Genomic DNA, 24569 nt, shown 5'->3' with positions numbered 1-24569 from the left:
GATGCGAGCGATGGAAAAAAAGCGACGGTGGTGGACGATCGGCGGCGGCGTGCTGGGCGTGCTCCTATTGAGCATCGCCGCGTACAACTATTGCCGTTGCTACTGCGGCGGGCCCACACGGCTTTCGATGAGTGCCGGCAATGTTTGCCCGCTGCGCTCGGAAATGGCCAGTCAGATAGCCGCAAGCATCAGCGGCGACGTCGAAGTCGCCGTCTGCGAGGGAACGAATTCCGAGGGGATTTGCCAGGCGGTGAACGACGGCAAGCTCGATATGGGGCTCGTCCTCGGCGGACTGCCGGCGAACCAGTTTAAGAATGTGCGGCAAGTGGCGGCGCTCGGCGTCGAGCCCCTTCATCTTGTCGTGCGGCGCGACATCGCCCGCGCGTCGGAAGCGCCGTCATTAGAGATGCTTCGCGGCCGGCGCGTTTCGCTAGGAGAAGCTGGTTCTAATGGCTGTCGGCTCGCCATCGATCTGCTCCGGTTGGCGGGACTTGAAGCCGGTTCGGCGACGACGCCAGCCGATTTCGAGGCTGACTACGCCACCGAGCCTCAGCTGCACGATCAAGCCGCCGCCTGGCGCTCGGCGTCGGTCGGTGAGCGGTTGAAGCTCGAGAAGCAGCTTCCCGACGCGGTGTTCATCGTTGATTCGTTGCCGTCGGATCTTGTGGATGAATTGGTTCGGCAGTGCGACTATCAACTGATTTCGTTGCCATTCGCGACGGCGCTGCACCTCGATAGCCGTCGGCATCACGGAACAGAAGCGGGCGGACTGCGGAATGATCGCGTCGAGAAGGTCGTGATTCCAGCGTTTTCCTACGGGATTCATCCCGCCATGCCAGCCGCCGATTGCGACACGATTGGGCTGCGGTTGTTGCTCGTCGCCAACGAAGCGACGCCGAGCGATGCGTTGCGAGACGCCTTACGATCGTTTAACGACGCCGTCGCCCGCCACGCGCAGATCAAACTCGACGTTTCGAACGCGAATCCCGAGTTTCCCGTTCATCCCGGCGCCGAGGCGTTCCTGCGAGCACGGCGGCCGATCAACGTCGACGAAATTTTGGGCCCAACGACTGACGCACTGAGCGTCTTCGGCGCGACGATTGCCGGATCGCTGGCCATCTGGGGATTCGTTCGCGGGCTGCGGGCAGTTCCCCCCGACGTCCACATGCGTCAGGTCCAACGGGTTGAACGGCTGTTGCATGGCAACGAACTCGACGAAGCGGCTCCGACCCTACCTCGCGAGTTCTTGGATTACTTGGAGTCTCGACTGGCGCAAGTGAAGCAGGCGGCCATCGAAGACTATACCGCGGGAAAAATGCACGGAGACGAGGCGCTTGTCGGCATCCTCACGCTCGTCGCCGATACGCGACACCTGCTGGCCATGCGCCGCAAGCAGCTTGTCGGCGCCAGCCCGGCGGTGGAATTGGGGCTAGTGCGGCGCACGGGCGCCGCATGAGCATCCGCTCACGGCGCCGGCGCTGCTAGCTGGCAAAGCCTCTGGAATCGTTAAACTCCGCCAGCTCGACGGGACGAACTAGAGCATGAGATCGCAGATCGTGCGATCATGCCACGCGCCTCGTCGGACTGTTGCTCAACGTGCCACGCTTCATCCCCATCTTGCGCCGCTTGGCGGCTCGCGTGTCGCGCTGCGGCACGCCGTGGGCATTGGCGGCGTGGAGCCTCGCGTGGTTCGCCGCTGCGGGATCGGTTCGCGGCGAAGGGACGCTGCTGGAGTACCTACAAAGGGCTGAGTCGCGGTCAGTGAGCCCAGCGTCTGCAAACATGGAGACCATCGTCGAGGGCGAGCCGATGCCGCTTGCCGACGAGATCGCCCTCGAACAGCCGCTCAGTTCGGCGAGTAGCGTCGCCGAAGCACCTTACTACGACGATCACGAACCGCCGTTCGGCGTCGGTCCGGAGGATCAGCCGAGCTATCTGCCGGGGAACATGCCGATCAACTGGATCTCGGGCCCGTACTTGCGGTACGGCGTCGACTTTACGATCGGCGAAGGGATTCTCGAAGGAGGCCAGAAGCTCGGTTGGGGCATCAATGGCGGCTTCCGCCAGGCGCTCGCTCCCGGACTCGCACCGGGAAACATGTTCTTCGATCTCGGCGGCGGCTATCTTTCGGCGGTCGGACAGACCACGCGCGTCGTCGACGGCGTGGAAACGAATACGATCACCAACGTCAAAACGCCGGTCGCCGATGCGTTCACCGTCAACCTGCTTGAAGTGAAACGCGCCTCGGTGAATCTCGCCCTCGGTTGGTACTGGGGCGACGTCGTCGACCGCCGCGGCCAAGATCCGCGGCTGCGGTTTGCGACGCGCTTCGGCGGGCGGATGGGCTCGGTGCGGGGGCGCTTCATTAAGCATCTCGACCTCGTTCCCTCGGCGAACAGCAACATCCAGTCGACGTTTTTGAACACGGATACCTTCGGCGGACTGCTGCTAGGCACCGAGGCGATTCTCCTCAGCCGCAGGTACGACACCTGCAATATTCTGCTGACCGCCGACGTTGAATTCGCCAACGATTGGATCGAGTTCGGCGGGTTCGACTCCGGCAGTCTCGGCACGGCGTCGTTAATGACTGGCTTTATGCTGACGCGGTAGCGGCGACGGCGGGAATTCTGTTTCCCGCACGCGATCAGCAGTTATTCCAAGCGTGACGATTCTACCGGTTCTACGCGGCTATTCCTGTCCTGAGCGTCCGGATTTCACCGCTTTGCGCAATCCGCGTCTCCGTAAGCGTTTCTGCACGCTGCGGGTGCGTGGGGAGTGCCGTAATCCTCAGGCAGCGGCCCAGTCTCGTGGCCTATGGTTGCCGGTCAGGCGACCGATGGGCGCCTCCACGATGATTGGCAACGGCTCGATGAGTACACTCACTTACGAACTTTACGGCGACGCCCTGCTCGCAACGTTCAGCGGAGCGATCACGCGGCACAACGCCCCCGGCTATCAGGAAGAACTGGCGGCTGTGCTCGAACCGGCGCGCAGCCTCGTGCTCGACTTAACGGAAGTCGACGATGTTTCCGGAACAGGATTCCGGATGATGCTACACCTCTACCACCTCGTCTGCATTCGCGGCGGCGAGATGGCGCTCGTCGGTATGAACGGCGAGCTTCGCGACACGGTCGAAGCGACCGGCTTCGGCGAGTTCTTCGTCGTGTGCAAGACGCTCGACGAAGCGATTGAGCGGGTCTGCCGCGACTCGCAGGGCCACGCAAGCGTGCGCTGAAACTGAGTGAGCGTTGCGATCGCATTTCTAGCCCCGGGCTCCGCCCGGGGGTAGCAGCACGCGGGGCGACGTCTACCGATATAGAAACCGACCCCCGGGCAGAGCCCGGGGCTAAATGGCTACGCCATGATGCCGTTGACGACGTGACCAGCGACGTCGGTGAGGCGGAAGTCGCGGCCCTGATAGCGGTATGTCAGCCGCTCGTGGTCGATCCCCAGCAGCCGCATCATCGTGGCGTGGAGATCATGAATGTGGACCGGGTTTTCGGCGGCGTGGTATCCAAGCTCGTCAGTCGTCCCATAAGTAACGCCCGGACGAGTGCCGCCGCCGGCGAGCCACATCGAGAAGCCGCGAATGTGATGGTCGCGACCGACCATGGGGGCCTCGACGTCGCCCTGCGCCATCGGCGTACGACCAAATTCGCCGCCCCAGACGACGAGCGTATCTTCGAGCATGCCCCGCTGCTTCAGATCGGTGATGAGCGCTGCGCTCGGCTGATCGCTCGAGAAGCAGGCCTCGGGAATGTACTTCTTAATGCCGTTGTGATGATCCCAGCCGCGGTGGTAGAGCTGAATGAAGCGCACGCCGCGTTCGGCCATGCGCCGCGCTAGCAAGCAGTTGTAGGCAAAGGAGCCGTCGGCGCCCTTCACGCCGTACATATCGAGCACATGCTGCGGCTCGTCGGAGATGTCAACGAGCCCCGGGACGCTCGCCTGCATGCGGAACGCGAGTTCGTACTGCGCGATCCGCGTGGCGATTTCGGGGTTCTGCTCCGAGAGGTCGCGAAACTTGTTGAGGCCGTTGATCGTCTCGATCACGTCCAGCTGCCGCTGGCGATCGACGCCGGGCGGATTGCTGACGAAGTGGACTGGATCGTTCTGCGAGTAGACCGGCACGCCTTGGAAGCGGCTTGGCAGGAACCCGCTATGCCACTGCCGGGAAGAGATTGGTTGCGGCGGCCGACTGTCGGAGAGGCTTTTCATCACGATGAAGCCGGGCAGGTCGTCGCTCTCGCTGCCGAGGCCGTAGTTGATCCAGGCGCCCATGCTGGGGCGGCCCGAAACGCTGGTGCCGGCGTTGAGGAACGTTTGCGCCGGATCGTGATTGATTTGCTCGGTCTGCATCGAGCGAATGATGCAGATGTCGTCGGCGATTCTCGCGGTGTGCGGCAGCAGGTCGCTGATCTGCTGGCCTGATTGGCCGTAACGCTGGAACTTCGCTTGCGGCCGCAGCGCCAGGAGTGCGCTCCCCTGTAACTGCGCGATCGGTTGGCCCTTCGTAAACGACTCCGGCATCGGCTGGCCGTGGAGTTCGGCGAGCTTCGGTTTATCGTCAAACGTTTCAAATTGCGACGGCCCGCCTGCCATGCAAAGGAAAATGACACGCTTCGCCCGCGGGGCGTAGTGGAGCGGATTGACGACGCCGCGCGAGCTTGCGAGCGGCGCGGCGCCACCCTGCCCCGCATCCACGCGAGCGGCCGACGACTGTCGCTGCAGCAGACCGGCCAGCGCCATCGTCCCCAAGCCGAGCGAGGCCTGCCCGACGAAGGTGCGGCGATCGACCAAGCGTTCCCAGGTTTCGAAGGTCGTAGGCTTCATGCGAGTCGGTTCAGCAATGGAATCGCGCGCGAGCTAGTTGCGCGAGATGGTTTCGTTAAGGTTGAGCAGCGCCCGGCTTACTGAGGTCCAGGCGGCGAGTTCCGCTGGGGCGAGCTTGGGATCGGCCTTGGTCATGCCGACGCGGAGGAGCGCCGCAGCCTCATCCGGGTTGGCAGCGAAGTGGTTGCGATGCTTAGTCAGCAGTTGCTGCAGCAGTTCCAACTCTTCAACATGAGGGGCGCGGCCGACCGCGGTTCGCCAGGCCCATTCCAGTCGACCGGCGTCGCTTGCAGCGTTGCTTGTGAGCGCGCGGGTGGCTAGCGCTCTGGCGGCTTCGACGAACGAGGGATCGTTCAGGAGTACGAGCGCGGCGCTCGGGGTGTTCGAGATCGGACGCTGAGCCGTGCACTCTTCGCGCGTGGGGGCGTCGAACGCCAGCAACCACGGGTGGAGAAACTGCCGCTGCCAGTGGACGTAGACCGAACGGCGGAACTGCGCGGAGTCGAGGGTCGGCTGGTACTCCCGCTCGGGGAAGTTGAGCGGCGCGTAGTACCCTGCCGGTTGGTAGGGCCGCGAAACGCCGCCGCCAGTTTGCATCACCAGTAGCCCGCTCACAGCGAGCGCGTTGTCGCGAATTTCCTCGGCGTCGAGTCTGAACCGCGACTGCCGTGCGAGGAGGCGATTTTCTGGATCGATTGCCTCCAACTCTTCTCGTGGCAGCGACGACTGTTGATACGCGGCGGAGGTGACCATCAACCGCATCATGTGCTTGACGTCCCAGCCGCTTTCCATGAACTCGACGGCTAGCCAATCGAGCAGTTCCTGGTTGGCTGGCCATTCGCCTTGCGAGCCGAGATCGAGGACCGTCTTCGACAGGCCGACGCCGAACAACCGCTGCCAGAGGCGATTGATTTCGACGCGGGCGGTGAGCGGGTTCTCGCGCGACACGAGCCAGCGAGCCAAGTCGAGCCGGCTCACCCGTCGGTCGGTCTCGATTTCACCCATGAACGCCGGCACGCGCGGCGCGACGACCTTCCCCGATTGATCCATCCAATTGCCGCGCGGCAGGATGCGAACTTCGCGGGGCGTCGTCGCGGCGGTGATCATGGTGGGCTCGAACTCGCCCTCGAGTTTCGCCCGCTCGGTCCGCAGCTTCACCAGCCGCTTCTGCTGTTGCGGCCACTTGGCGTTGAGCGTCCCAACAAGACCCTTTTCAAGTTCCGCGATCTTCGCATCGAGTTCGGCGATCTTGCGATAGGTCGGAAGCGTCCACGCCAGCATTTCGGGCGGGCGTTCAGTGGGCGTCGTATTCTTTGAGACTTTTTCGAACGAACCGTACTGATCGACGTCCGCGAAGATCGCGCCGAGGCTGTAGAAATCTTCCGAAGTATAGGGATCGAACTTGTGGTCGTGGCACTCCGCGCAACCGACAGAAGCGCCGAGCCAGGTTTCCGAGACGTTGCGGACGCGATCGGCAAGATGCTTCGCACGGTATTCGGCGTCTTGGGCGCCCCCCTCGTGCGTCGTTTGCAGGAGCCGGTTGTAGCCGCTCGCAACCTGCTGCCACATCGTGGGATTGGGGAGTAAGTCACCGGCAAGCTGTTCGACGGTGAACTGGTCGAACGGCAAGTTGTCGTTGAACGACTTAATCACATAGTCGCGATACGGCGTGATGCGATGCTCCTGGTCGCCGTGGTAGCCCACGGTGTTGGCGTATCGCACCAGGTCGAACCACCACGACGCCATCCGTTCGCCGTAGGCTTCGGAGGCGAGCAAACGGTCGACGAGCTGCTCGTATGCATCGGGAAGGGCGTCGTTGACGAACTCATCGACCTGAGCCGGCGTTGGTGGCAGGCCAGTGAGATCGAAGTAGACGCGGCGAGCTAGCGTCGCGCGGTCGGCAACTGGCGAGGGGGCGATCCCCTCAGCTTCGAGCCGAGCCAGAACAAACGCGTCGATCTCGTTGCGAGGCCAGTCGGCCTGCTTCACGGCGGGAAGTTCGCGGCGAACCGGCGGAACGTAGGCCCAGTGGGGTTCGTACTTGGCGCCGGCGTCGATCCAGCGGCGGAGAATGTCGATCTCGCGCTCGGTCAGCCTGGGCTTCTTGGCTTCGAGCGGCGGCATTTGCAGGTCGGGATCGTCGGTCGCGACGCGGTTGATCACCTCGCTCGATTCGGCGTCGCCGGCCATGATCGCCCATTCGTGGGCGCCCTCTTCGGTGTCGAGCCGCAGCTCGGCCGCACGGTTACCTGAATCGGGGCCGTGGCAGGCGAAGCAGCGGTCGGAAAGGATCGGCCGCACGTCGCGGTTGTAGCTGGGGGCTTCAGCCGCGATGGCCGCAGAGCCGCAGCACGCGAACGCCAGCGCAGCCGCCCAGTTGCTGATCGCGAGCAGCTTGCCGCCTCCTGGGGCGCGGTGTCCTCGGGTCCGTGTGCCGTCTGCTCCCAACGTCGATTTCCCCAACTAAGACAAGGTCCGCACCATCCCCGGCGGGCGTGGCGGCGACAGTAGCCATGATACTCGATTCCGCTAAAACGCGGCGGGCGGCACGGCTCCATCCTTAATGCCAGTTTGTGGCCGATCTCCCCACGAAAAGTGGGCGATTTCCCGGATTTTGCGGCTCGTGGAATGCTCGATTCGCCAGCCGCGGCTGCGCTAGCGGGGTACGCCGCCCTCCCCGCGGTGTTTCCGGCGGCTTGCGAGGGCTTTCAACCGCGCCAGCCGCTACAACCGGCCTGCGTCATCCCGCGGCCTCCGATTGCACCGAAGTGACCTACATTTTCGAGGTTTGCCGCCCTCCGCGGCGATACCGCCCGCCGCCTGAGTGCGCTGCGGGGTCGTCCATTTGCTAGACGCGGCGCCAGCCGGAATTAGACAGCTAAGCAACAACGCCGGCGGCGGGATTGGGACTACGAGATGATCGTCATTGTGGGATGCATCGTGGTGGTGGGCGCCGTGCTCGCCGGCTTCACTTGGGCCGGCGGTCATATTGGCGCGCTCATCCATCCGTCTGAAATCGTCACGATCGGCGGCGCCTCGCTCGGCGCGCTCATCGTCATGTCGCCGAAGAAGGTCCTCGTCGACTTGATGAAGGGGATCATGCAAGCCATCAAAGGCTCGCCCTTCAGTAAAGCGATGTATGGCGACTTGTTTCGCTTGATGTACGACCTGCTCCGCACGGCTCGCCGCGAGGGGTTGCTGGGGCTGGAAGTCCATGTGGCTCATCCGCATGAGAGCTCGATTTTTACCAAGTACCCGCGCGTGGCGAACAATCATCACGTTTGCGATTTTATTTGCAGCGGTTTAACGCCGCTCGTCGAAGGAACGGCGCGCAAGGAACAATTACCCGCGCTGTTCGCCGCTGACTTGAAGGTGATCGAAGAAGAGCATCACTTGCCGACGCACGCGTTGTCGAAGACCGCCGACGGTTTGCCGGGCTTCGGCATCGTCGCGGCGGTGCTCGGCATCGTCATCACGATGGGACACATCGACGGGCCGCCGGCGGAAATCGGCCACAAGGTCGGCGCCGCGCTCGTCGGAACGTTCCTCGGGATTTTGATGTCGTACGGCTTCGTCGCTCCGCTGGCAGCTCGTATGGAATTGCTTGGCTTAGCCGAAATCGCGTTCTTCCGCACGATTGCGACGATCATCACTGGCTTCGCAAATGACTTGCCGCCGAAGGTGGCGATCGACCAAGCCCGCCGCGGCGTCGCGTCGGAGAATCGTCCAAGCCGCGAAGAACTGGAAACGATGTTCCAGGAAGTCGACGCGACGTAATTGCATTCACCACGAAGGCTGTAAGACACGAAGAACGGCACGAAGAGCACTCAAATCGCAATTCAACTTTGTGAATTCTTCGAGCTTTAGTGCCTTCGTGGCTAGCATTTAATCACTCACAGAAAAAAGCAGAACTTCAATGGCAGCTGGCGGCGGTGCATGGAAAGTGGCCTACGCGGACTTCGTGACCGCGATGATGGCGTTTTTCATGGTGATGTGGCTCACCAGTCAGAAGCCCGGCATCAAGGAAGCCGTCGCCGGCTATTTCCGCGAGCCGTTCGCCACCTACAAGAGCCATCAAAAAGGCGCCGCCGGGACGGCCAAGCCGATCATCGATCCGATGTACGGCCACACGGCCCAACCGCAAAAGCGACGACTGGCGATCTCCGGCGACGTCACCGACTACCAGTTCACGCTCCTGTTTCCGGAAGGCTTAGCCGAGCTCGAGCCGGAGCAACTGAAGGCGATCCAAGAGTTTGCGCCGATGATGGCCGGCAAGCTCAATCGGATTGAAATCCGCTCGCACTGCATTCGCAGTCCGTTGCCGTCGGATAGTCCATTCAGGGATCACTGGGACATGTGCTTCGCGCGCTGCCAGCGTGTTCGCGAAGAGTTACAGATCCTGGGCATCGAGCCGGAGCGGATTCGACTGAGCCAGGCCGAGGGGAATGAACCGTTGGCGGTTAATCTCTCGCCCGAGGAATTGAAACTCAATTCTCGCGTCGACGTGATCTTGTTGCCGGACCTGGCTGAGATTCCCTGGGAGCGGCGCCAAGCGGAGCAAGAAGCGGTGGAGGAATCGACCGAGCCCGCTGCTGCTGAGCAGCACTCAGAAATCGAGTCGCATGATGCCCACGATGTGGCTCCGCCGCAGTCGGTGGGGCACGATGCGCATGCCGTTCCAGACGAGCATGCGGTCGAGCACCACGAATCGACGACTGAGGCTAGTCATGGCGAACAGCACTACGCGGACGCAAAGGCGGCAGTCGAGCCAGCTCACGATCTCCACGCGAGTGACGCGCACGGCGACGAGCATCAAGACCAGCACGATGCCCACGCCGATCACGCGTTAGAAGCAGATCACGGAGCGGCAGCTGCTACTCCTGCTCCTGCGACCCCGCACTTGCCCGGGCACGAAGCTCCGCCGCACTAAGTCGCACTACTTCGTGGTAGAAGTCGACGGCGCCGTTGCGACGCTGGCTGCCTGGGCTGGCGCCGGGTTCCGTGCTGCCTTCGGCGGAACGGCCAGGTTCTGCAGCGCCGCCAGATCGTCGTCCGACGGCACGTCGCCGGTGATCAACCGCGCCGAGCGGTCGTGCGTGAAGTAGTTCCACGACCATTGCGTGAGCACCAGCAGGCGGTTGCGGAAGTTGGCGATGTGCATCAAGTGGACCACCAGCCACAACCACCAAGCGATGAAGCCGGAGAAGTGGACGCCCTTGATGTCGGCCACCGCAGCGCTGCGGCCAATCGTGGCGAGGTTGCCGAGGTCGTGGTAACGGAACTCTGGCAGCGTTTTGCCGCGTAGCTTCGCATTAATTAGCCGAGCAACGAAGCGTCCCTGCTGGATCGCCGGCTGCGCGACCCCCGGCAACGGCTTGCCTCCTTGGTGCGAATAGCTCGACATATCGCCGAGGACGAAGACTTCAGGCCGGCCGGCGAGCGAAAAATCTTTCTCGACGATCAACCGCCCTGCCCGATCGAGATCGGCGTTCGACGACGAGGCGAGCGACTTGCTGAGCGGCGACGCCTTCACGCCGGCCGCCCATAGCACGGTGCGAGTCGGCCAATGCTCGACGCCCGTCGACGACTTCATCTCAATGCCTTTGTCATCGATGGCCGTCGCCATGGTCTTCGTACGAATGTGCACGCCGAGCCTTTGCAGCGTGGCGTGCGCTTTCTCCGACAGGTCTTCGGAAAACGAGCCGAGCACGCGGTCGCCGGCCTCGACGAGCGTGATGCTGGCTTCCGACGGATCGATCTGGCGGAAGTCGTGCTTGAGGCTGTGTCGTGCGATTTCGGCCAGCGCTCCTGCGAGCTCAACGCCGGTCGGGCCGCCGCCGACGATCGCGAAGTTCAAGAGCGCTCTCCGGACGGCGGGGTCTTGCTCCGTTTCCGCTTGCTCGAACGCCGAATAGACGCGGCGGCGAATATCCGTGGCGTCCTCGATTGTTTTCAAACCGGGGGCGAACTGCGCCCAATCGTCGCGACCGAAGTAACTGTGCCGCGATCCAGCCGCCACGATCAGGTAATCGTAGGGTACGTCTCCCTGCGTGGTGTGGACGCGCTTCTGATCGAGATCGAAGCCGACAACTTCGGCGAGCATTACTTCGCAATTCTTCTGCCGGCTGAAGATCCACCGCAACGGCGCGGCGATGTTCGCCGGCGACAAGCCGCCCGTCGCCACCTGATAGAGCAACGGCTGAAACAAGTGGAAGTTGCGGCGGTCGATCAGCACGACGTCGACCGCGGCGCGCTTCAGCGACTTCACCGTATTCAAGCCGGCAAACCCTCCCCCGACGACGACGACGCGGGGACGTGGCGTGGCGGCTGGGGCAGGCATGCGAAGTTACTCCGGGAGAGGCTTGTCTTTGGTTTCCGGTGCGAACGGCAGGATGGCGATGCCGAGCACGAAGATCGCACACATCGTCATCGCGGCATAGCGTTCCTTTGTCGGCGTGCCGTAGTCGCCGTAAAATTGTGTGGCCAGCGCGGCCGAGAACAAGCTACCGCCGGCTGCGGCGAACCGCCCGATATTGTAGCAAAACGAGGTTCCCGTGCTCCGCATGCGGCTGGGAAAGAGTTCAGGGAGATAAATGGCGAAGCCTGCGAAGGTAGCGAGGTGAGTGGCGCCCATCAACGGCATCATCCAGTACGCGTCGGTCGGCGTTTCCATTTTCCAATAGGCGTAGACCGTGACGATCAAAGCCGCCGTGAAGCCGATGGCGAATGCAGGCCGACGGCCGAGCCACATGGCGAGCCGCGTGAAGGCCCACATGCCGCAGGCGGCGCCGATCATGTTGAGGACGTAGGCCAAGGTGATTGCGTTGTTGACGCTCTCTTTGACTTCAGCGGGGGAGAGCCCCTGCTCCTCAAAGTGCTTAGTGAAGATGTATCTCTGAACGTCGGGGGCGTACTCGCCGATCGCCCACAAGCCAACAACGCCGGTGGAGGCTAGCACGGTACCGACCAGGAGGTTCCGCCGCCATTGCTTGTCACCAAGCAGCGAGAAGTATGGCGTTAGAATGCCGTGGCCGCCGAGCCGACCTTCGGCTTTCGCTTTGAGCCAAGGTTCAGGCTCGCGGAGGAACTTAGCCGTGAAGATAATGAGCACGGCGGGTAAGGCGCCAACCAAAAACATCCAGCGCCACGACTCGCCAGCTCGAATCACTTCGTTCCGTTCGAGAGTATCAAACAATATTTTGAAAGCACTGGCCGAGAGATTGCCGATCGTCGAAAGCACCTGCAGCATGCCAAGCGCGCCTGGGCGGGCGCTATTGGGAACGGTCTCCGCGATGAGAGCCACGGCCAAACCAAAGACGCCGCCCACGCCGAGGCCGGTCATGAAGCGGAAGAAGGCGAAGCCGGCGAACGTTTGACTAAAATAAGTGAAGCCGGTGAAACCGGAGTAGAGCAACACCGTGACAGTAAGCATCCTCGCGCGGCCGTATTTGTCGCCAAGGGCGCCGAAGATGAGGCCGCCGATGCCCCAGCCGACGAGAAAGATGGCGGTGACGTCTTTGCCTCTCGCCTGCACGATGCTGGCGTCGGTTCCATCGGGCATCAGGGCGGTGACCGCTGGAACGCGGGCCAGCGTAAACAACCGCTGGTCAAGGCAATCGAAGCACCAACAGGCCGACGCCACGAGAAAGACGAACCAGTGGTAAGGCGTCAGTTGGCGAAACCAGGCGACACGCGGTTCTTGCGTCATGATCGAGAAGACGACGCCGGGGGCGTCGAGCCTAGTTGTGAATGCTTGCGACGCCGCAGCGAATCATTCGCGCGACGCTACTCCGCGTGGTCGGCTCCCTGCTCGGGAAGCACCGTGGAGAAAATGAGATTCGCGAGGAAAAGCACCAACGCCATCCCCGCAGCAACCACAGCAGTCTTCGCTGCAGGGCTTGCGCCCGGTATGAACGAGAACAGCGCGATTTGCTGAGTGAGGAACGCGAACGGAGTTCCGAACATCCGTCCGCCGATATTGGCGGCGAAGCTTTCACCGGTGCCTCGCAAATGGACCGGATAGGCCTTCGGGAGATAGTTCCCCCAGAAGCTGAACTGTGCGACCGTGAAGAAGCCGGCGACGAAGATGCCGAGGCCGAGCATCGAAACGTTCACTTCATGGAAGCCGGGTAGCCAACTCATATCGAAGCTGAAGAAGATCTTTTCCTCGCCGCGAGCAAAGGCCCAGAAAATGAGCGGCGTCAGGATCAGGCCAGGAACTAAAAAGATTCGCAGCAACGCCCGGCGGCTGGCAATGTGTGCCACCAGCATCGCGAGCGCGAAGCGGCCAAAGAGCCCGCCCGTTTCTTGTGACTTCGTGTAGTTCGCGACTGTTTCGCCAACGACGCGCCCGCTGGCCACGGCCGCTGCTTTCTCATTTGGAGCTGCCTTGGCGGCGCTGGCGACTTTCTCTTTCACTAGGTTGATGCCCGGCACGATCTGCGGCATCTGTTGGATGGCGCCGAACGCCACGCCGTAGCTGCACGCAAACATGATCGTGGTGACGATTGTCGTGCGGCGCAGTTCGGGAGAGAAAAGTTCGCGAATGCTGGGACGGCGGAGCGTGCCGGCGTCTTTCTTCTCTTTCCACTTCGGCGATTCAGGAAGGAACGGTCTAATGATGATCAGTGGAATGGCGGGGATCAGCCCGCTCATTAACGTGTAGCGCCAGTCGGCGTGCTGATAGTTGGGGCCGATCGAGCCGAACAATGGCGTCAGGAACGAGGGAATCTGGATGGCAGGGAAGCCGGCCGAGTGTCGCACGATGAGGCCGTTGACGACGGCAATGAGTAAGCCGCCAATCGACGAGAAAGCTTGCGTGTAGCCAAGGACTTTCTCGCGCCGCACCGGGTCGTCAAATAGTTCGGCCAGCCAAGCGACCGCGGCGACGAACTCCACGCACACGCCGATGAACGTCGTCGTCCGGAAGAACAGCAGCATCCAAAGGTTCGTCGAGAACCCAGCAAAGAACGCTGAGAAGGCGTAGAGCAGAATACTCCAGGTGAGCACACGACGACGGCCATACCGGTCGGTCAGGTAGCCGCCGAGCAAGCCGAAGATGCCGCCGCAAACCGCAGGAACATAAAACAGCAACCCGAACCACTTCGTGAATTCGGGAGTGCCGCGCGCGAACCCGCCCAGCTCCTGCAATGCCGGGCCGATGATCAGCGGCAGCATCAACAATTCATAGATGTCGAACGCGAACCCGATCGCGGCGATAATGCACACCGTCCATAAAGCGAACGTCATGCGTTGAGACGATGCATCAGACATGGGCAGTCTCTGCGGGGCTGCCCTGTGCTGCAATGCGACGGGCGCGGCTTACACCTTCAGACTCGCCCCATGTTCCCTGAGCGCGCGCCGGCGGTCAAGCGGTGAAAGGACCGAATCGACTCGTCCGCGGACGTCGATCGGCTCCGTCGCCGGCCGCGATTTCCGCTTCTTCAAGTCGAACACGCGGCCGATCGGACCGAACATGATCGACGGCAGCATGATGAGTTCGGCGACGATGCCGGCCACGAGAATCGTCAACATCAGCCAGCCAAATCGCTGCGTCGGCGTGAACGAGCTCGTGGCGAATACGGAAAGCCCCAACCCGTTGATCAAGCCGGCTTGCAAGGTCGCGTTCGCCGAACGGCGGTACGAGCAGAGCGTCGCCTCGGCGCGATCGCCAAGGTTTTTGAGATCGTCCTTGTACCACGCCAGGAAGTGAATCGTATCGTCGACGGCGACGCCGAGCGCGATGCTCGCCGCCATCATCGAACCGATGTCGACCGGAATGCCGAGCCAACCCATGCCGCCGAAAACGACAAGCACCGGCAGCGTGTTCGGCACCATGACGACGGCGCCGGCGGCGAACCCGCGGCAGACGAACATCATCAGCGGCGTGATCGTCATGAACGACCACCAGGTGCTGGAGATCAAGCTCTCCAGCAGTGCGTGCTGCGCCTTGTAAACGACCGGAATCACGCCAGTGAAGACGACGTCGACGCCCGCGGCGCCATGTTCGGCGCGTACGTCGTGCTCAACCGCCTTGGCCGCAGATTCGAACGAGGCGAGGATCGGAATCTCAGCGCTGCGGAGTCGCTCGTAATCGTGCGCGCCGTAGCCGCCGGTCAGGATGACTCCGTCGAACGGCGCGAGATTCTTCTGGATCTGTTCGTCGCTCAGCGCTTCCAAGTTCACCGCCGCGCTCTGGGCGACGACGTTCTTGGTGTTGATGAACGCCACGACGTCGTCGGTGGCGCCTTTCGCCTCGGGAAGTCGTAACGCCACGACCTTCGCACCGTTTGGCTGACCGTGGCGACGTTGTGAGAGACCTTCGAGGGCATCGACGCTGGCAGTCCGTGCGGTGAGCACCGGATTGACGGCGTTACGCATCCTGGTGACGAGCTCGCCGTGATTAATGTCGTGGAACGCGGCGACGCGGACGCTGATGCGCCACAGTTCATCGCCGGCGCGCTCGCCCGCGTCGGGGCCTTCGACTCTGAGGAAGCCCGACTCCTCAAGATCCTTGCGCGACGCGAGCAGCCGCTTGTTGACGACGCCGCGATAGGTGGCGGCGCCGACGCCGCTTTCGTCGCCGCCGAGATCCGGTGCGAACGTCGCGGCGCTCATCGTCGCGCCGATCAGGTCGTCGCCATCTTTGCCGAGCTTGCGCTCGATGCTCTTCTCGATGCGTTCGACGAGCTTCATCCGCTCGAAAAACGTGTGGCGGTTGACCTTCTGCCCCGGGGCTAAGTTCTCGGGAGCCGCTTCGAATTGCGTCTCACGTGGGAAACGCACCACGAGTTCCATCGGCACAATGCGGCCGAGGTTGTTTTCGAACCAACGGTAGTCGGCCAGCAAGCGGGCGTCGTCGCTAAACAGTTTCAGCAGGTCGATCGACGTCGTGATGCGCGGCAATCCGGCGCACAGCACCACAATCGTGGCCATGCTCGCGCCGAGCACCAACGCATGATGCCGACGGATGAAATTGCCGAACCGCGTCCACCCGGCCGCGCCGAACTCTGGTTCGTCGTCATGCTTCTGAACGGCTTTGCCGGCTTGCATCGCCTTCAGTTCGGGCGGCGTCCACGGCCATTTCTTCATCGCGGCTGGCAACACCATGAACAGCACGATCAGCATCGTGAAGTTGCCGAGGGCCGAGAAGCCGCCGAACTTGGCGATCGGCAGAATGTCGCTCGTCAGGAGCGAGGCGAGGCCGATGCCGCTCGTGACGGCACAGAGTATGGCCGGACGCCATGCATGCACGACGGCGTGCTCGATGGCATGGTCGAGGTTCCCCTGCTCCATGCAGGCCTGACGATAGTAGTTGATAATGTGCACGGCGCCAGAAACGGCCAGCACGTAGATTAGCGCGGGCATCGACATCAGAATCGCGTCCATGCGATGCCCGAGCAGCGGCACCATTGCAAGCGACACCGCGGCCGAAATGATGCCGCACATGAACACGAGCGCCGTCATCCAGACGTTTCGCAGCGACCAATATGCGAGCGAAATGCCAAGCAACCCGGCCAAGCCGGCGAGTCGCAACAGCGTCTTCTCGCCTTCGTCGTCGATCGAGACATTGTCGATCGGCGGACCGCCCAACCGGATTGTTTCACGATCAAGGCCGACTTTGTCGAGCGCCTGATAGAGCGGTGAAGTCGGCCATTTCTTGAGACCGAGGCCAGCCTTCGGCTTGCTTACCGAGTACTTCAGATTCGCCGACGCTTCAGGAGAAAGCGTCGCCATCACGACCGTCTGTTTGCCGTTGCCGCCGATCAGGCCCCCTTCAAGACGCTTCGTCGCATCTTTGCGCGTGAGGCTTTGCGGCGGCGACATCAACTGCTTCAGAACGCTGCGCGCGGTCGTGACCGTCGTGAAGGCCTGTCCGCCCCCTGCCTTTTCCGGCAGCTTCACCTCGAGCAAGGCGTCGGCGAGTTGTTGAATCCGCGGATCGTCTTGCGAGCCATCGTGCGCCTCGCCAAGCTCGGCGCCGTCCCAACTCACAAGAATGAACTGGTCGGCGGCAAAATGCTTGCGGAACCAGCGCAGCTCGACCGTTTCGGGGTAACTCTTCGGCAGCCAGTCCGAAACGTCGTTGCGATTGTTTGCGATCGCCTTGATCGCGCCGTAGCAAGCCAGTGGCGTCAGCAGGACGGCGAGGATCAGAATCTGATTCTTATAGCGATCGAGGATCGAGGGCTTGGCCATGTGTTGCAATTTTCGCAGGCGAGCCATAAGACTCGCGCAAAGGGGCGTCGTGCCCGCGGCGGGCGGTTCGTCCAAAAACCAATTGGTCCATTCTGGCCGGATTGTAACGATGGCTCAAGATGAACCGCTATCGCGGGCGGGAACGGTTCGCGATCGTTTCCTCGCGAGGTTTGGCTCCGCATACCGTGTGGAAACGGGCCGATTTCTCGCTGAAAACGCGTCTCTTCGCTACTAAGTGCGAGGATGAGAATCTCGTTACCGCCCGCCGCGAGAAAGTTTGGCTTTTCCGGGCAGATCCCCCGGCGATTGGAAAGCTGCGACGATCAGATCAACCTTGACGGCTTCGCGGCGGCTCCATATTCTCCCGCCAACCGTGCAGCACTTATTCGTGCCGGCGATGATCGCCTGCCTGACTGCCGGGACTATTTAAGAGTGGAGATTCCTCCGATGGCTCAGCCGAAGAACACCGCCAAGAGCACCAAGCAACAACCGGCCGGAAAGGGCAAGCCCGCTGCGGCTCCCAAGAAGGGCAAGTAAGCTTCGTGCGGCGGTTCGCGTTGCACTGTGCAACGTATATTGAACGCCTTGAGGGGCCGTGAACTTAGGTTCACGGCCCCTCTGTTTTTTGGCGGCGAGATAACGAGGCGCGTTGAAGGAAGAGCAAGAAGCTCTTCGTTGGCCATCACGCCGTTGTCTTAATCCTCTCGGAACTCCGACCAATCGATTCCGAGCTTGCGCATTCGAGCGCGGAGCGTGTGGGGATTGATCTCCAGCATTGCGGCCACGCCGCGCGGGCCCTCGATACGGCCACGGGCTCGCTTGAGCGCGGCGCGAATATGTTGACGCACCGCATCGTCCAGAGAACCGATGCTGCCGTTGCCTTCCACGAAAACCGGCTCGTGCAAACGCAGTCCGGGGCTCGGCGCGTGTTCGCCGTGTGGTCGGCGATCTTGTTCGACGCTGAAACCGAGCGCCGCGGCTAGCTCCAAGGTGCGCCCTTCGCCGAGAATCGCGGCGCGGTCGATAACGGCGCCGAGCTCGCGGATATTGCCGGGCCACGAATAGGACCGCAGCGTTTCAATGTCCTCTATCGTCGGCATGACGGGAGCGAGGCTAAACCTCACGGCGGCGCGTTCTGCGAAATGGCCGGCTAGTTCTGGAATGTCGGTCAATCGCTCGCGCAACGGCGGCAGCAGAATCGGGAACACCGCGATCCGATACCACAGATCCTCGCGGAACTTTCCTTGCCGCACCATGGCCGAGAGATCGCGATGCGTCGCCGCGATCACTCGTACGTCGACGCGGATCGGTTCGCGGCCGCCGACGCGTTCCACGAACGAATCTTGCAGCACGCGGAGGAAGCGAACCTGAGCGTCATGCGGCAACTCGCCGATTTCATCAAGGAAGAGAGTGCCGCCGTCAGCCCGCTCAAACCAACCCTGGCGGGTTTCCGACGCGCCGGTGAAGCTGCCTTTCTCGTGACCAAACAACTGCGAGTCGACGAGTTCCGGCGGAATGGCGCCGCAGTTGACGCGGATGAACGGCCCGTCGCGACGATCGCCGCGCATGTGGATCGCTCGCGCGACGACCTCTTTACCGGTGCCGGTCTCGCCAAGCAACAGCACCGGCGCATCGGAGGAGCAAACCAGATCGACCCGCTTCATGACGGGGGCCAGCCCGCGCTTCTCCCCAACGATGTGATCATTGATCTCTTGCCGCCCGAGTCGACGAAGCAACGATCGGCGATCGGCTTCAGCCGCTTCGCGGAGGGCGGCGAGCTCATGCAGCCGACGGTCGTTCTCCAATGCGACGGCCAGCGGCTCCTGTAGCCAGGAGAGCATCTCTTCATGGGCCAACGTAAATCGTTCGCCCCGCTTGGCGGCGACGACCAGAGCGCCTACGGCTTCACCGCGACTGGCGAGCGGCGCGACGCGGACGTCGTGAGCCCCGCGCGGAATTGCTAGCACGTCGAGCGTCGCTTCCGGAGCGCCTCCCGGCACATAGGGCGCGCTTAATTTTCCCAGCTTGATCCAGGCGAGTAGTTTTTTCATCTCCTCGGGCGTGCACTCACGGCTAGCGGCCATTCCCGAAGGTGGCTGGTGCGGCGCGGCCGCGACGGAGGCAATCAGCTGATGTTCGGGGACGATCCGCTCAACCGTCATGAAGTCGAGCGGCACGTGGGCAGCAAGGAGCTCCGCGATTCCGGCAATTGACTCGTTGATCTCGATGTGCTGGCATGCTTCGCGCCAGACAGCGAGCAGGATCTCTCGGAATCTTTCCATCATGCGTCCATTGGGTTCCAGCAAATAAGCTGACATTCCATTATATCTCACGGAATTTTTCTGTCTTATATCACGGATTGCGGCGTGGCTTCCGTTTCTTGGGTTTTCATAAGTTGTTACTGAGTAGACGGTTGCGTCGATTCCCCTGGCTTGGCATTCAACCTGCATAAGCGGGGCCCCGTCTCCTAAACGCAACCCAGGCGCCTATATGAAGTCATTCCAGAAATTCGCGACCTCGCTCCTCCTTGCCGGCCTCTTCGCGAGCTGGGCTGGTTGCGGTTCTTCGGGCGCTTCTAGTTCAGACGGAGCGAAGGAACGGATCACGTTGCTGAACGTTTCCTACGACCCGACCCGCGAACTGTACGAAGAGGTCAACGCCGAATTCGAGAAGCAGTATGAGGAAAAGACCGGCACGCCAATCAAGGTCGAGCAGTCGCACGGAGGCGCCGGCAAGCAGGCTCGCGCGGTGATCGATGGCCTGAAGGCCGACGTGCTGACGCTCGCGATCGCGTACGACATTGATCAAGTCTCTGAACTGACGCAGCTCTTCCCGAAGGACTGGCAAAAGCGCCTCGACAACAACAGCTGCCCTTACACTTCGACGATTGTCTTCCTCGTCCGCTCAGGGAATCCGAAGCAGATCAAAGACTGGGACGACCTGGTGAAGGAGGGCGTCGAAGTCATCACGCCCAACCCGAAGACCTCGGGTGGCGCCCGCTACAACTACCTCGGCGCCTGGGGCTACGCCCTCAAGAAGTTTGGGAATGACGAGCAAAAGGCCCGCGACTTTGTGAAGAAACTCTACGAGAACGTGCCGGTCCTCGGTTCCGGGGCCCGCGACTCGACGACGACGTTCGTCCAGCGGGAGCAAGGCGACGTGCTCATTACTTGGGAGAACGAAGCCCTGCTCGCTCTCAAAGAACTTGGTCCTGAAAAGTTCGAGATCGTCGTCCCCTCGATCAGTATTCTGGCCGAACCGCCGGTGACCGTCGTGGATAAGAACGCCGCTGCTCACGGCGCGCAGGAAGCGGCCCAAGCCTACCTGGAGTATCTCTACTCACCCGCCGGCCAAAAGTTGGCGGCCAAGCACTTCTACCGTCCAAGCCTCGAGCAACATGCCGATCCCGAGGACCTGAAGCGATTCCAAGAGGTCGAGTTGTTTGACGTCGACGACGTCTTTGGCGGCTGGTCTGAGGCTCAGGCCAAGCACTTTAATGACGGCGGCATTTTCGACGTCATCCAAGAAGAAATCGCGAGCAGCAAATAGCGCAGCGAACACTTGAGTCAGCGTCGTGGGCGGTTCGGAGCCGCCAGGGAACGCGACTCGCCGAATAATTCAGCATCTCCCCCCCATGTCCAACACATTCGCCAAACGACAAGTGATTCCCGGGTTCGGGATCACGATGGGCTACACGGTGACCTACCTGAGCCTGATCGTGCTGATCCCGCTCGCCGCCCTCTTCATCAAATCTGCCGGCCTCGGCTGGGATGATTTCTGGAAGGCCGTGTGGAACCCGCGCGTCATCGCCTCGTACAAGCTCACCTTCGGCGCCTCGCTGGTGGCGGCGATCGTCAATGCCGTTTGCGGCTTCGTCGTCGCCTGGACGCTCGTTCGTTATAAGTTTCCCGGGAAGGCAATCATCGATGCGATGATCGACCTCCCCTTCGCGTTGCCGACCGCCGTTTCGGGCATCGCCCTCACGGCAGTCTATTCTTCGCATGGTTGGTTTGGCCAATACCTGGAGCCGCTGGGTATTAAGGTCGCGTACACCCCGCTCGGCATCACGTTGGCGCTGGTGTTCATCGGCCTACCGTTCGTCGTTCGGACCCTGCAGCCCGCACTTGCTGACCTCGAACGCGAAAGCGAAGAAGCGGCCGCCAGCTTGGGCGCCAATCGCTTCCAAACATTCACTCGCGTGATCCTGCCGACGATCCTGCCCGCCTTGCTCACTGGCTTCGCGCTCTCGTTGGCCCGCGCCATCGGCGAGTACGGCTCGGTCGTCTTCATCTCCGGCAACATGCCGATGCGGACGGAGATCACCTCGCTGCTGATTATCTCGAAGCTGGAACAATACGATACGGCGGGCGCCGCCGCGATTTCGGTGGTCATGCTCATCGCGTCGTTCGGACTGCTGCTAGCCATTAACATGCTGCAGCACCTCGCCGGCCGTCGCTACACGGCGGGGGCGTAACGATGAACGCACAAACGCTTCCTGTAACGCTCGAATCGCCTGAATCGTGGCAAGTTGCTGGTCCACAGCTCCGCAATGCGACCGAAGAGTCGACGTGGGTTCGTTGGCTGCTCGTTGGCACGACGCTTCTGTTTCTCACGCTCGTGTTGTTCGTGCCGCTCGTGGCGATTTTCGCCGAGGCGCTCCGCAAAGGCTGGGGCGCCTACTTCGCCAGCTTCGAAAACGCCAACTTCTGGGCGGCGGTGAAGCTGACGACCATCGCGGCGGGGATCGCCGTTCCCGCGAACCTGGTGTTCGGCGTCGCGGCCGCTTGGGCGATCGCGAAGTTCGACTTCCGCGGCAAAAGCCTGCTGATCACGCTCATCGACTTGCCGTTCGCCGTCTCGCCGGTCGTTTCAGGTTTGATCTACGTGCTGCTGTTCGGCATGACTGGTTGGTTCGGGCCCTGGCTCGCCAGCCACAACATTCAAATTATCTTCGCCGTGCCCGGCATCGTGCTGGCGACGATCTTCGTCACGTTTCCCTTCGTCGCCCGCGAATTGATCCCGCTGATGCAGGAGCAAGGGAGCGAAGAGGAGCAAGCGGCGATTTCGCTCGGCGCCAACGGCTGGCAAACGTTCTTCCGCGTCACGCTTCCGAACGTGAAGTGGGCGCTGCTCTACGGCGTCATCCTCAGCACGGCTCGTGCCGTGGGCGAGTTCGGCGCCGTATCGGTCGTGTCGGGTCACATTCGCGGCAAGACGAATACGCTGCCGCTCCATATCGAGGTTCTTTACAACGAATACAACTTCGTCGCGGCGTTTGCCGTGGCGTCGGTCCTTACGCTCTTGGCCCTAGTGACGCTCGTGTTGAAGACGACGCTGGAATGGCGGATTCAACGCGATCTCGTCGAGGCCGCCAAGAGTGAGTAACGAATGCCCTCTCTCGTGGAGAGGGCGATCGCGGGGTTCGTGATGACAAGCTTGAAATCGCAGAACGCCGTCGCCGTACAACCAGGGTCGTCCTTCGCACCGCACTTCACTGCCGCCGAAGTCCTACCCAACCTTCGCTTTCACCCCTCGCACACATCCGAGCGCCAACAGGAGCAGGAATCAGCCGTCATGAGCATCGACGTTCAACACATCTCGAAAACGTTTGGAACCTTTCGGGCGCTCAACGACGTTAGCTTGAAGATTAACGACGGCGAACTGGTCGCATTGCTTGGTCCCTCGGGCTCCGGAAAGACGACGCTGCTCCGGATTATCGCTGGCCTCGAAGCTCCCGATCCGAACCCTGACGCCTCGATTCGCTTCTACGATGAAGACGTCTCGCGTCGCCCGGTCGGCGAGCGGCATGTCGGCTTCGTGTTTCAGCACTACGCGCTGTTCCGCCACATGACCGTGTTCGAAAACGTAGCGTTCGGTCTGCGGGTGCGGCACAAATCGTCGCGCCCGTCGAATGAAGAGATTCGCGACCGCGTCGAACGACTGCTGTCGTTGGTGCAACTCGCCCAGTTCAGCAAACGCTACCCGTCGCAACTCTCGGGCGGCCAGCGGCAACGCGTCGCCCTTGCACGGGCGCTCGCGGTCGAACCAAAAGTGTTGCTGCTCGACGAACCATTTGGCGCCCTCGACGCTCAGGTTCGTAAGGGGCTGCGTGCCTGGCTGCGTCGGTTGCACGAAGAGATCCACATCACTAGCGTCCTTGTCACGCACGATCAGGAAGAGGCGCTGGAAGTCGCCGACCGCGTCGTCGTGATGAACAACTCGAAGATCGAACAAGAGGGGACGCCTGACGAAGTTTTCCACAACGCGAAGACGCAATTCGTGATGGAGTTCCTCGGCCAAGTCAACGTCTTCCATGGTCGCGTGCAGCGCGGCAAGGCGACGCTCGGCGATCTGACCGTCGATTACCCGAACTACAGCGACGACCGCGAACGTCCGGCAACCGTTTATATGCGGCCGCACGAGTTCGAGATTCGCCGCACGTCCAACGGCAAGCCGAGTTTTCCCGCCCGCATCGTTCGCATCCACTCCGCCGGCGCCGTCGCTCGCGTGTTCCTCGAAACGGAAGATGCCTCGAGCGTGCTGGTGGAACTGCCACTGGAAGAATTTGCCAATCTCTCGCTGCAGGATGGCGAGAACGTTCACTTGTATCCCAAAAACGCCCGCGTCTTCGTACCGAGTGAAACCAAATGAGCCAGACGACCGGACTTCAATCTGCCGCTAATTACGCACGGAAGACCATTGCGATGAACCATTCCCCTCAAACCTCGCCAGCCCCGGCTGCGAGCCGCATGCCGACAGACGACGAACTTCGCGAAGTCGCCGCGTCGTTGCGCGGGATGCGCTTCGGCTCGGTGACGATTGTCGTTCAGGATGGCGTGATCATCCAAATCGACAAGACGGAGAAGCGTCGCCTTCGCAATCGCCGCGACGCGCAGGAAAATGGTTAGCACTCAGTTGCAGCCATGCCTTGTTTGAATTGAATCAATTTGCGGCGGGGAGCGACGCATCCCCGCCGATGCAGCAAAACGCGAACGCCCGACTCGCTCCCCGAGAGGCGTTCCACTGACACCACCTCCCCCGCTCACTCCCACCGGAAGACCCGGAGGCCCTTGAGCTCGACGCAGTTTACGTCATGCTCGCGCCTTCAACGCTTTCGCATTCGCTCGCCGTCGTTCCTTTCGCCCTCTTTGGCGGACTGGGCGTACTGACGAGCGGATCACTCACTAATTCTCGCAGTTCGATCGAGCAGACTCGCTATGCGGTCGCTGGATCGATCTTGATCGACGGAGCCCCCGCCGAGGGCGCCGTGGTCTCTCTCCATCCCGTGGCTCCGCTGCGTTGGGCGTACGTCGCTCCGCGCACGACGGTGCGGGCCGACGGGACGTTCGAAATCAATACGACGCGAATCACAGAAGGCGCCGATGCCAGCCTGTACGCACTGACGATCGAATCGCCGCGCGTGCCCGCTCGCTATCGCCGCCCCGATGCATCGCCGCTGCAGCTACGCGTGGCGGACGGCCCTTACCAGTTGCCGCCGATCAACATCGGCGCCGACGGTGGTCGCCTATAGGTCGAAC

The 24569-nt window shown here is 62.0% G+C and carries 19 protein-coding genes; 12 read left to right on the top strand and 7 right to left on the bottom strand.

The features are described from left to right. Positions 1 to 10 precede the first annotated feature (10 nt). From PLANPX_RS17515 to PLANPX_RS17505, 3 genes are all read left to right on the top strand, one after another. Positions 11 to 1456, top strand: coding sequence for a TAXI family TRAP transporter solute-binding subunit (locus tag PLANPX_RS17515; protein WP_172992142.1), 1446 nt, complete (start codon positions 11 to 13; stop codon positions 1454 to 1456). A gap of 140 nt (positions 1457 to 1596) precedes the next feature. After that, positions 1597 to 2610, top strand: a complete 1014-nt coding sequence (locus tag PLANPX_RS17510; RefSeq protein ID WP_152099979.1) for a hypothetical protein — start codon at positions 1597 to 1599, stop codon at positions 2608 to 2610. Positions 2611 to 2869: 259 nt separating this feature from the next. Then, the gene (locus PLANPX_RS17505) at positions 2870 to 3235 is read left to right on the top strand and encodes an STAS domain-containing protein (RefSeq protein ID WP_172992141.1); all 366 of its coding nucleotides are present in this window, start codon (positions 2870 to 2872) and stop codon (positions 3233 to 3235) included. Positions 3236 to 3354: 119 nt separating this feature from the next. Here the strand turns inward: PLANPX_RS17505 and PLANPX_RS17500 are convergent, their stop codons facing one another. Next, positions 3355 to 4833: a DUF1501 domain-containing protein gene (locus PLANPX_RS17500; RefSeq protein WP_152099977.1), complete on the bottom strand. Its 1479-nt coding sequence runs from the start codon at positions 4831 to 4833 to the stop codon at positions 3355 to 3357. Positions 4834 to 4866: 33 nt separating this feature from the next. Beyond that, positions 4867 to 7281: a PSD1 and planctomycete cytochrome C domain-containing protein gene (locus tag PLANPX_RS17495; RefSeq protein WP_198421757.1), complete on the bottom strand. Its 2415-nt coding sequence runs from the start codon at positions 7279 to 7281 to the stop codon at positions 4867 to 4869. Between the two features lie 468 nt (positions 7282 to 7749). On the opposite strand from PLANPX_RS17495, the gene motA reads away from it, so the two are divergent. Beyond that, complete coding sequence (gene motA, locus PLANPX_RS17490) at positions 7750 to 8610, top strand: flagellar motor stator protein MotA (RefSeq protein ID WP_152099976.1); 861 nt, start codon at positions 7750 to 7752, stop codon at positions 8608 to 8610. Positions 8611 to 8749: 139 nt separating this feature from the next. Beyond that, positions 8750 to 9763 carry an OmpA/MotB family protein gene (locus PLANPX_RS28275; protein WP_152099975.1) on the top strand — a complete coding sequence of 338 codons (1014 nt, stop codon included), beginning with the start codon at positions 8750 to 8752 and terminating at the stop codon, positions 9761 to 9763. Positions 9764 to 9769: 6 nt separating this feature from the next. Here the strand turns inward: PLANPX_RS28275 and PLANPX_RS17480 are convergent, their stop codons facing one another. The 4 genes from PLANPX_RS17480 to PLANPX_RS17465 form a co-directional block, all read right to left on the bottom strand. Next, entirely contained in the window at positions 9770 to 11173 is a 1404-nt protein-coding gene (locus PLANPX_RS17480; RefSeq protein WP_152099974.1) for an NAD(P)/FAD-dependent oxidoreductase, read from the bottom strand. Positions 11174 to 11179: 6 nt separating this feature from the next. Beyond that, positions 11180 to 12541: an MFS transporter gene (locus PLANPX_RS17475; protein WP_152099973.1), complete on the bottom strand. Its 1362-nt coding sequence runs from the start codon at positions 12539 to 12541 to the stop codon at positions 11180 to 11182. Positions 12542 to 12618: 77 nt separating this feature from the next. Next, positions 12619 to 14106, bottom strand: coding sequence for an MFS transporter (locus PLANPX_RS17470; RefSeq protein ID WP_152099972.1), 1488 nt, complete (start codon positions 14104 to 14106; stop codon positions 12619 to 12621). Between the two features lie 48 nt (positions 14107 to 14154). Beyond that, the gene (locus PLANPX_RS17465) at positions 14155 to 17031 is read right to left on the bottom strand and encodes an efflux RND transporter permease subunit (protein WP_172992140.1); all 2877 of its coding nucleotides are present in this window, start codon (positions 17029 to 17031) and stop codon (positions 14155 to 14157) included. 243 nt (positions 17032 to 17274) lie between these two features. Here PLANPX_RS17465 and PLANPX_RS17460 point away from each other — a divergent pair, with 243 nt between their 5' ends. After that, the gene (locus PLANPX_RS17460) at positions 17275 to 17568 is read left to right on the top strand and encodes a hypothetical protein (protein WP_152099970.1); all 294 of its coding nucleotides are present in this window, start codon (positions 17275 to 17277) and stop codon (positions 17566 to 17568) included. Positions 17569 to 17726: 158 nt separating this feature from the next. Here the strand turns inward: PLANPX_RS17460 and PLANPX_RS17455 are convergent, their stop codons facing one another. Next, positions 17727 to 19316 (bottom strand): sigma-54 interaction domain-containing protein, encoded by a 1590-nt coding sequence (locus PLANPX_RS17455; RefSeq protein WP_232536160.1) that lies wholly within the window; start codon positions 19314 to 19316, stop codon positions 17727 to 17729. Between the two features lie 205 nt (positions 19317 to 19521). Between PLANPX_RS17455 and PLANPX_RS17450 the strand changes: the two genes are divergently transcribed. The 6 genes from PLANPX_RS17450 (at position 19522) to PLANPX_RS17425 (ending at position 24562) form a co-directional block, all read left to right on the top strand. After that, the gene (locus PLANPX_RS17450; RefSeq protein WP_152099968.1) at positions 19522 to 20580 is read left to right on the top strand and encodes a sulfate ABC transporter substrate-binding protein; all 1059 of its coding nucleotides are present in this window, start codon (positions 19522 to 19524) and stop codon (positions 20578 to 20580) included. A gap of 85 nt (positions 20581 to 20665) precedes the next feature. Further along, positions 20666 to 21505 (top strand): sulfate ABC transporter permease subunit CysT, encoded by an 840-nt coding sequence (gene cysT, locus PLANPX_RS17445; RefSeq protein ID WP_152099967.1) that lies wholly within the window; start codon positions 20666 to 20668, stop codon positions 21503 to 21505. Between the two features lie 2 nt (positions 21506 to 21507). Further along, positions 21508 to 22416: a sulfate ABC transporter permease subunit CysW gene (gene cysW / locus PLANPX_RS17440; RefSeq protein WP_152099966.1), complete on the top strand. Its 909-nt coding sequence runs from the start codon at positions 21508 to 21510 to the stop codon at positions 22414 to 22416. A gap of 189 nt (positions 22417 to 22605) precedes the next feature. Continuing rightward, a complete protein-coding gene (locus PLANPX_RS17435; protein ID WP_152099965.1) occupies positions 22606 to 23682 on the top strand; it encodes a sulfate/molybdate ABC transporter ATP-binding protein in 1077 nt (358 codons plus the stop codon). 53 nt (positions 23683 to 23735) lie between these two features. Further along, positions 23736 to 23939 (top strand): YezD family protein, encoded by a 204-nt coding sequence (locus PLANPX_RS17430; protein ID WP_198421756.1) that lies wholly within the window; start codon positions 23736 to 23738, stop codon positions 23937 to 23939. Between the two features lie 185 nt (positions 23940 to 24124). Continuing rightward, on the top strand, positions 24125 to 24562 hold the full coding sequence (locus PLANPX_RS17425) for a hypothetical protein (RefSeq protein WP_152099964.1): 438 nt from the start codon (positions 24125 to 24127) through the stop codon (positions 24560 to 24562). Positions 24563 to 24569 lie beyond the last annotated feature (7 nt).

Origin of the sequence: Lacipirellula parvula (assembly GCF_009177095.1) — a bacterium.
Taxonomy (GTDB): domain Bacteria; phylum Planctomycetota; class Planctomycetia; order Pirellulales; family Lacipirellulaceae; genus Lacipirellula; species Lacipirellula parvula.
Note: the sequence above shows the minus strand (reverse complement) of the source record. Positions and strands in the feature narration are given on the sequence as shown.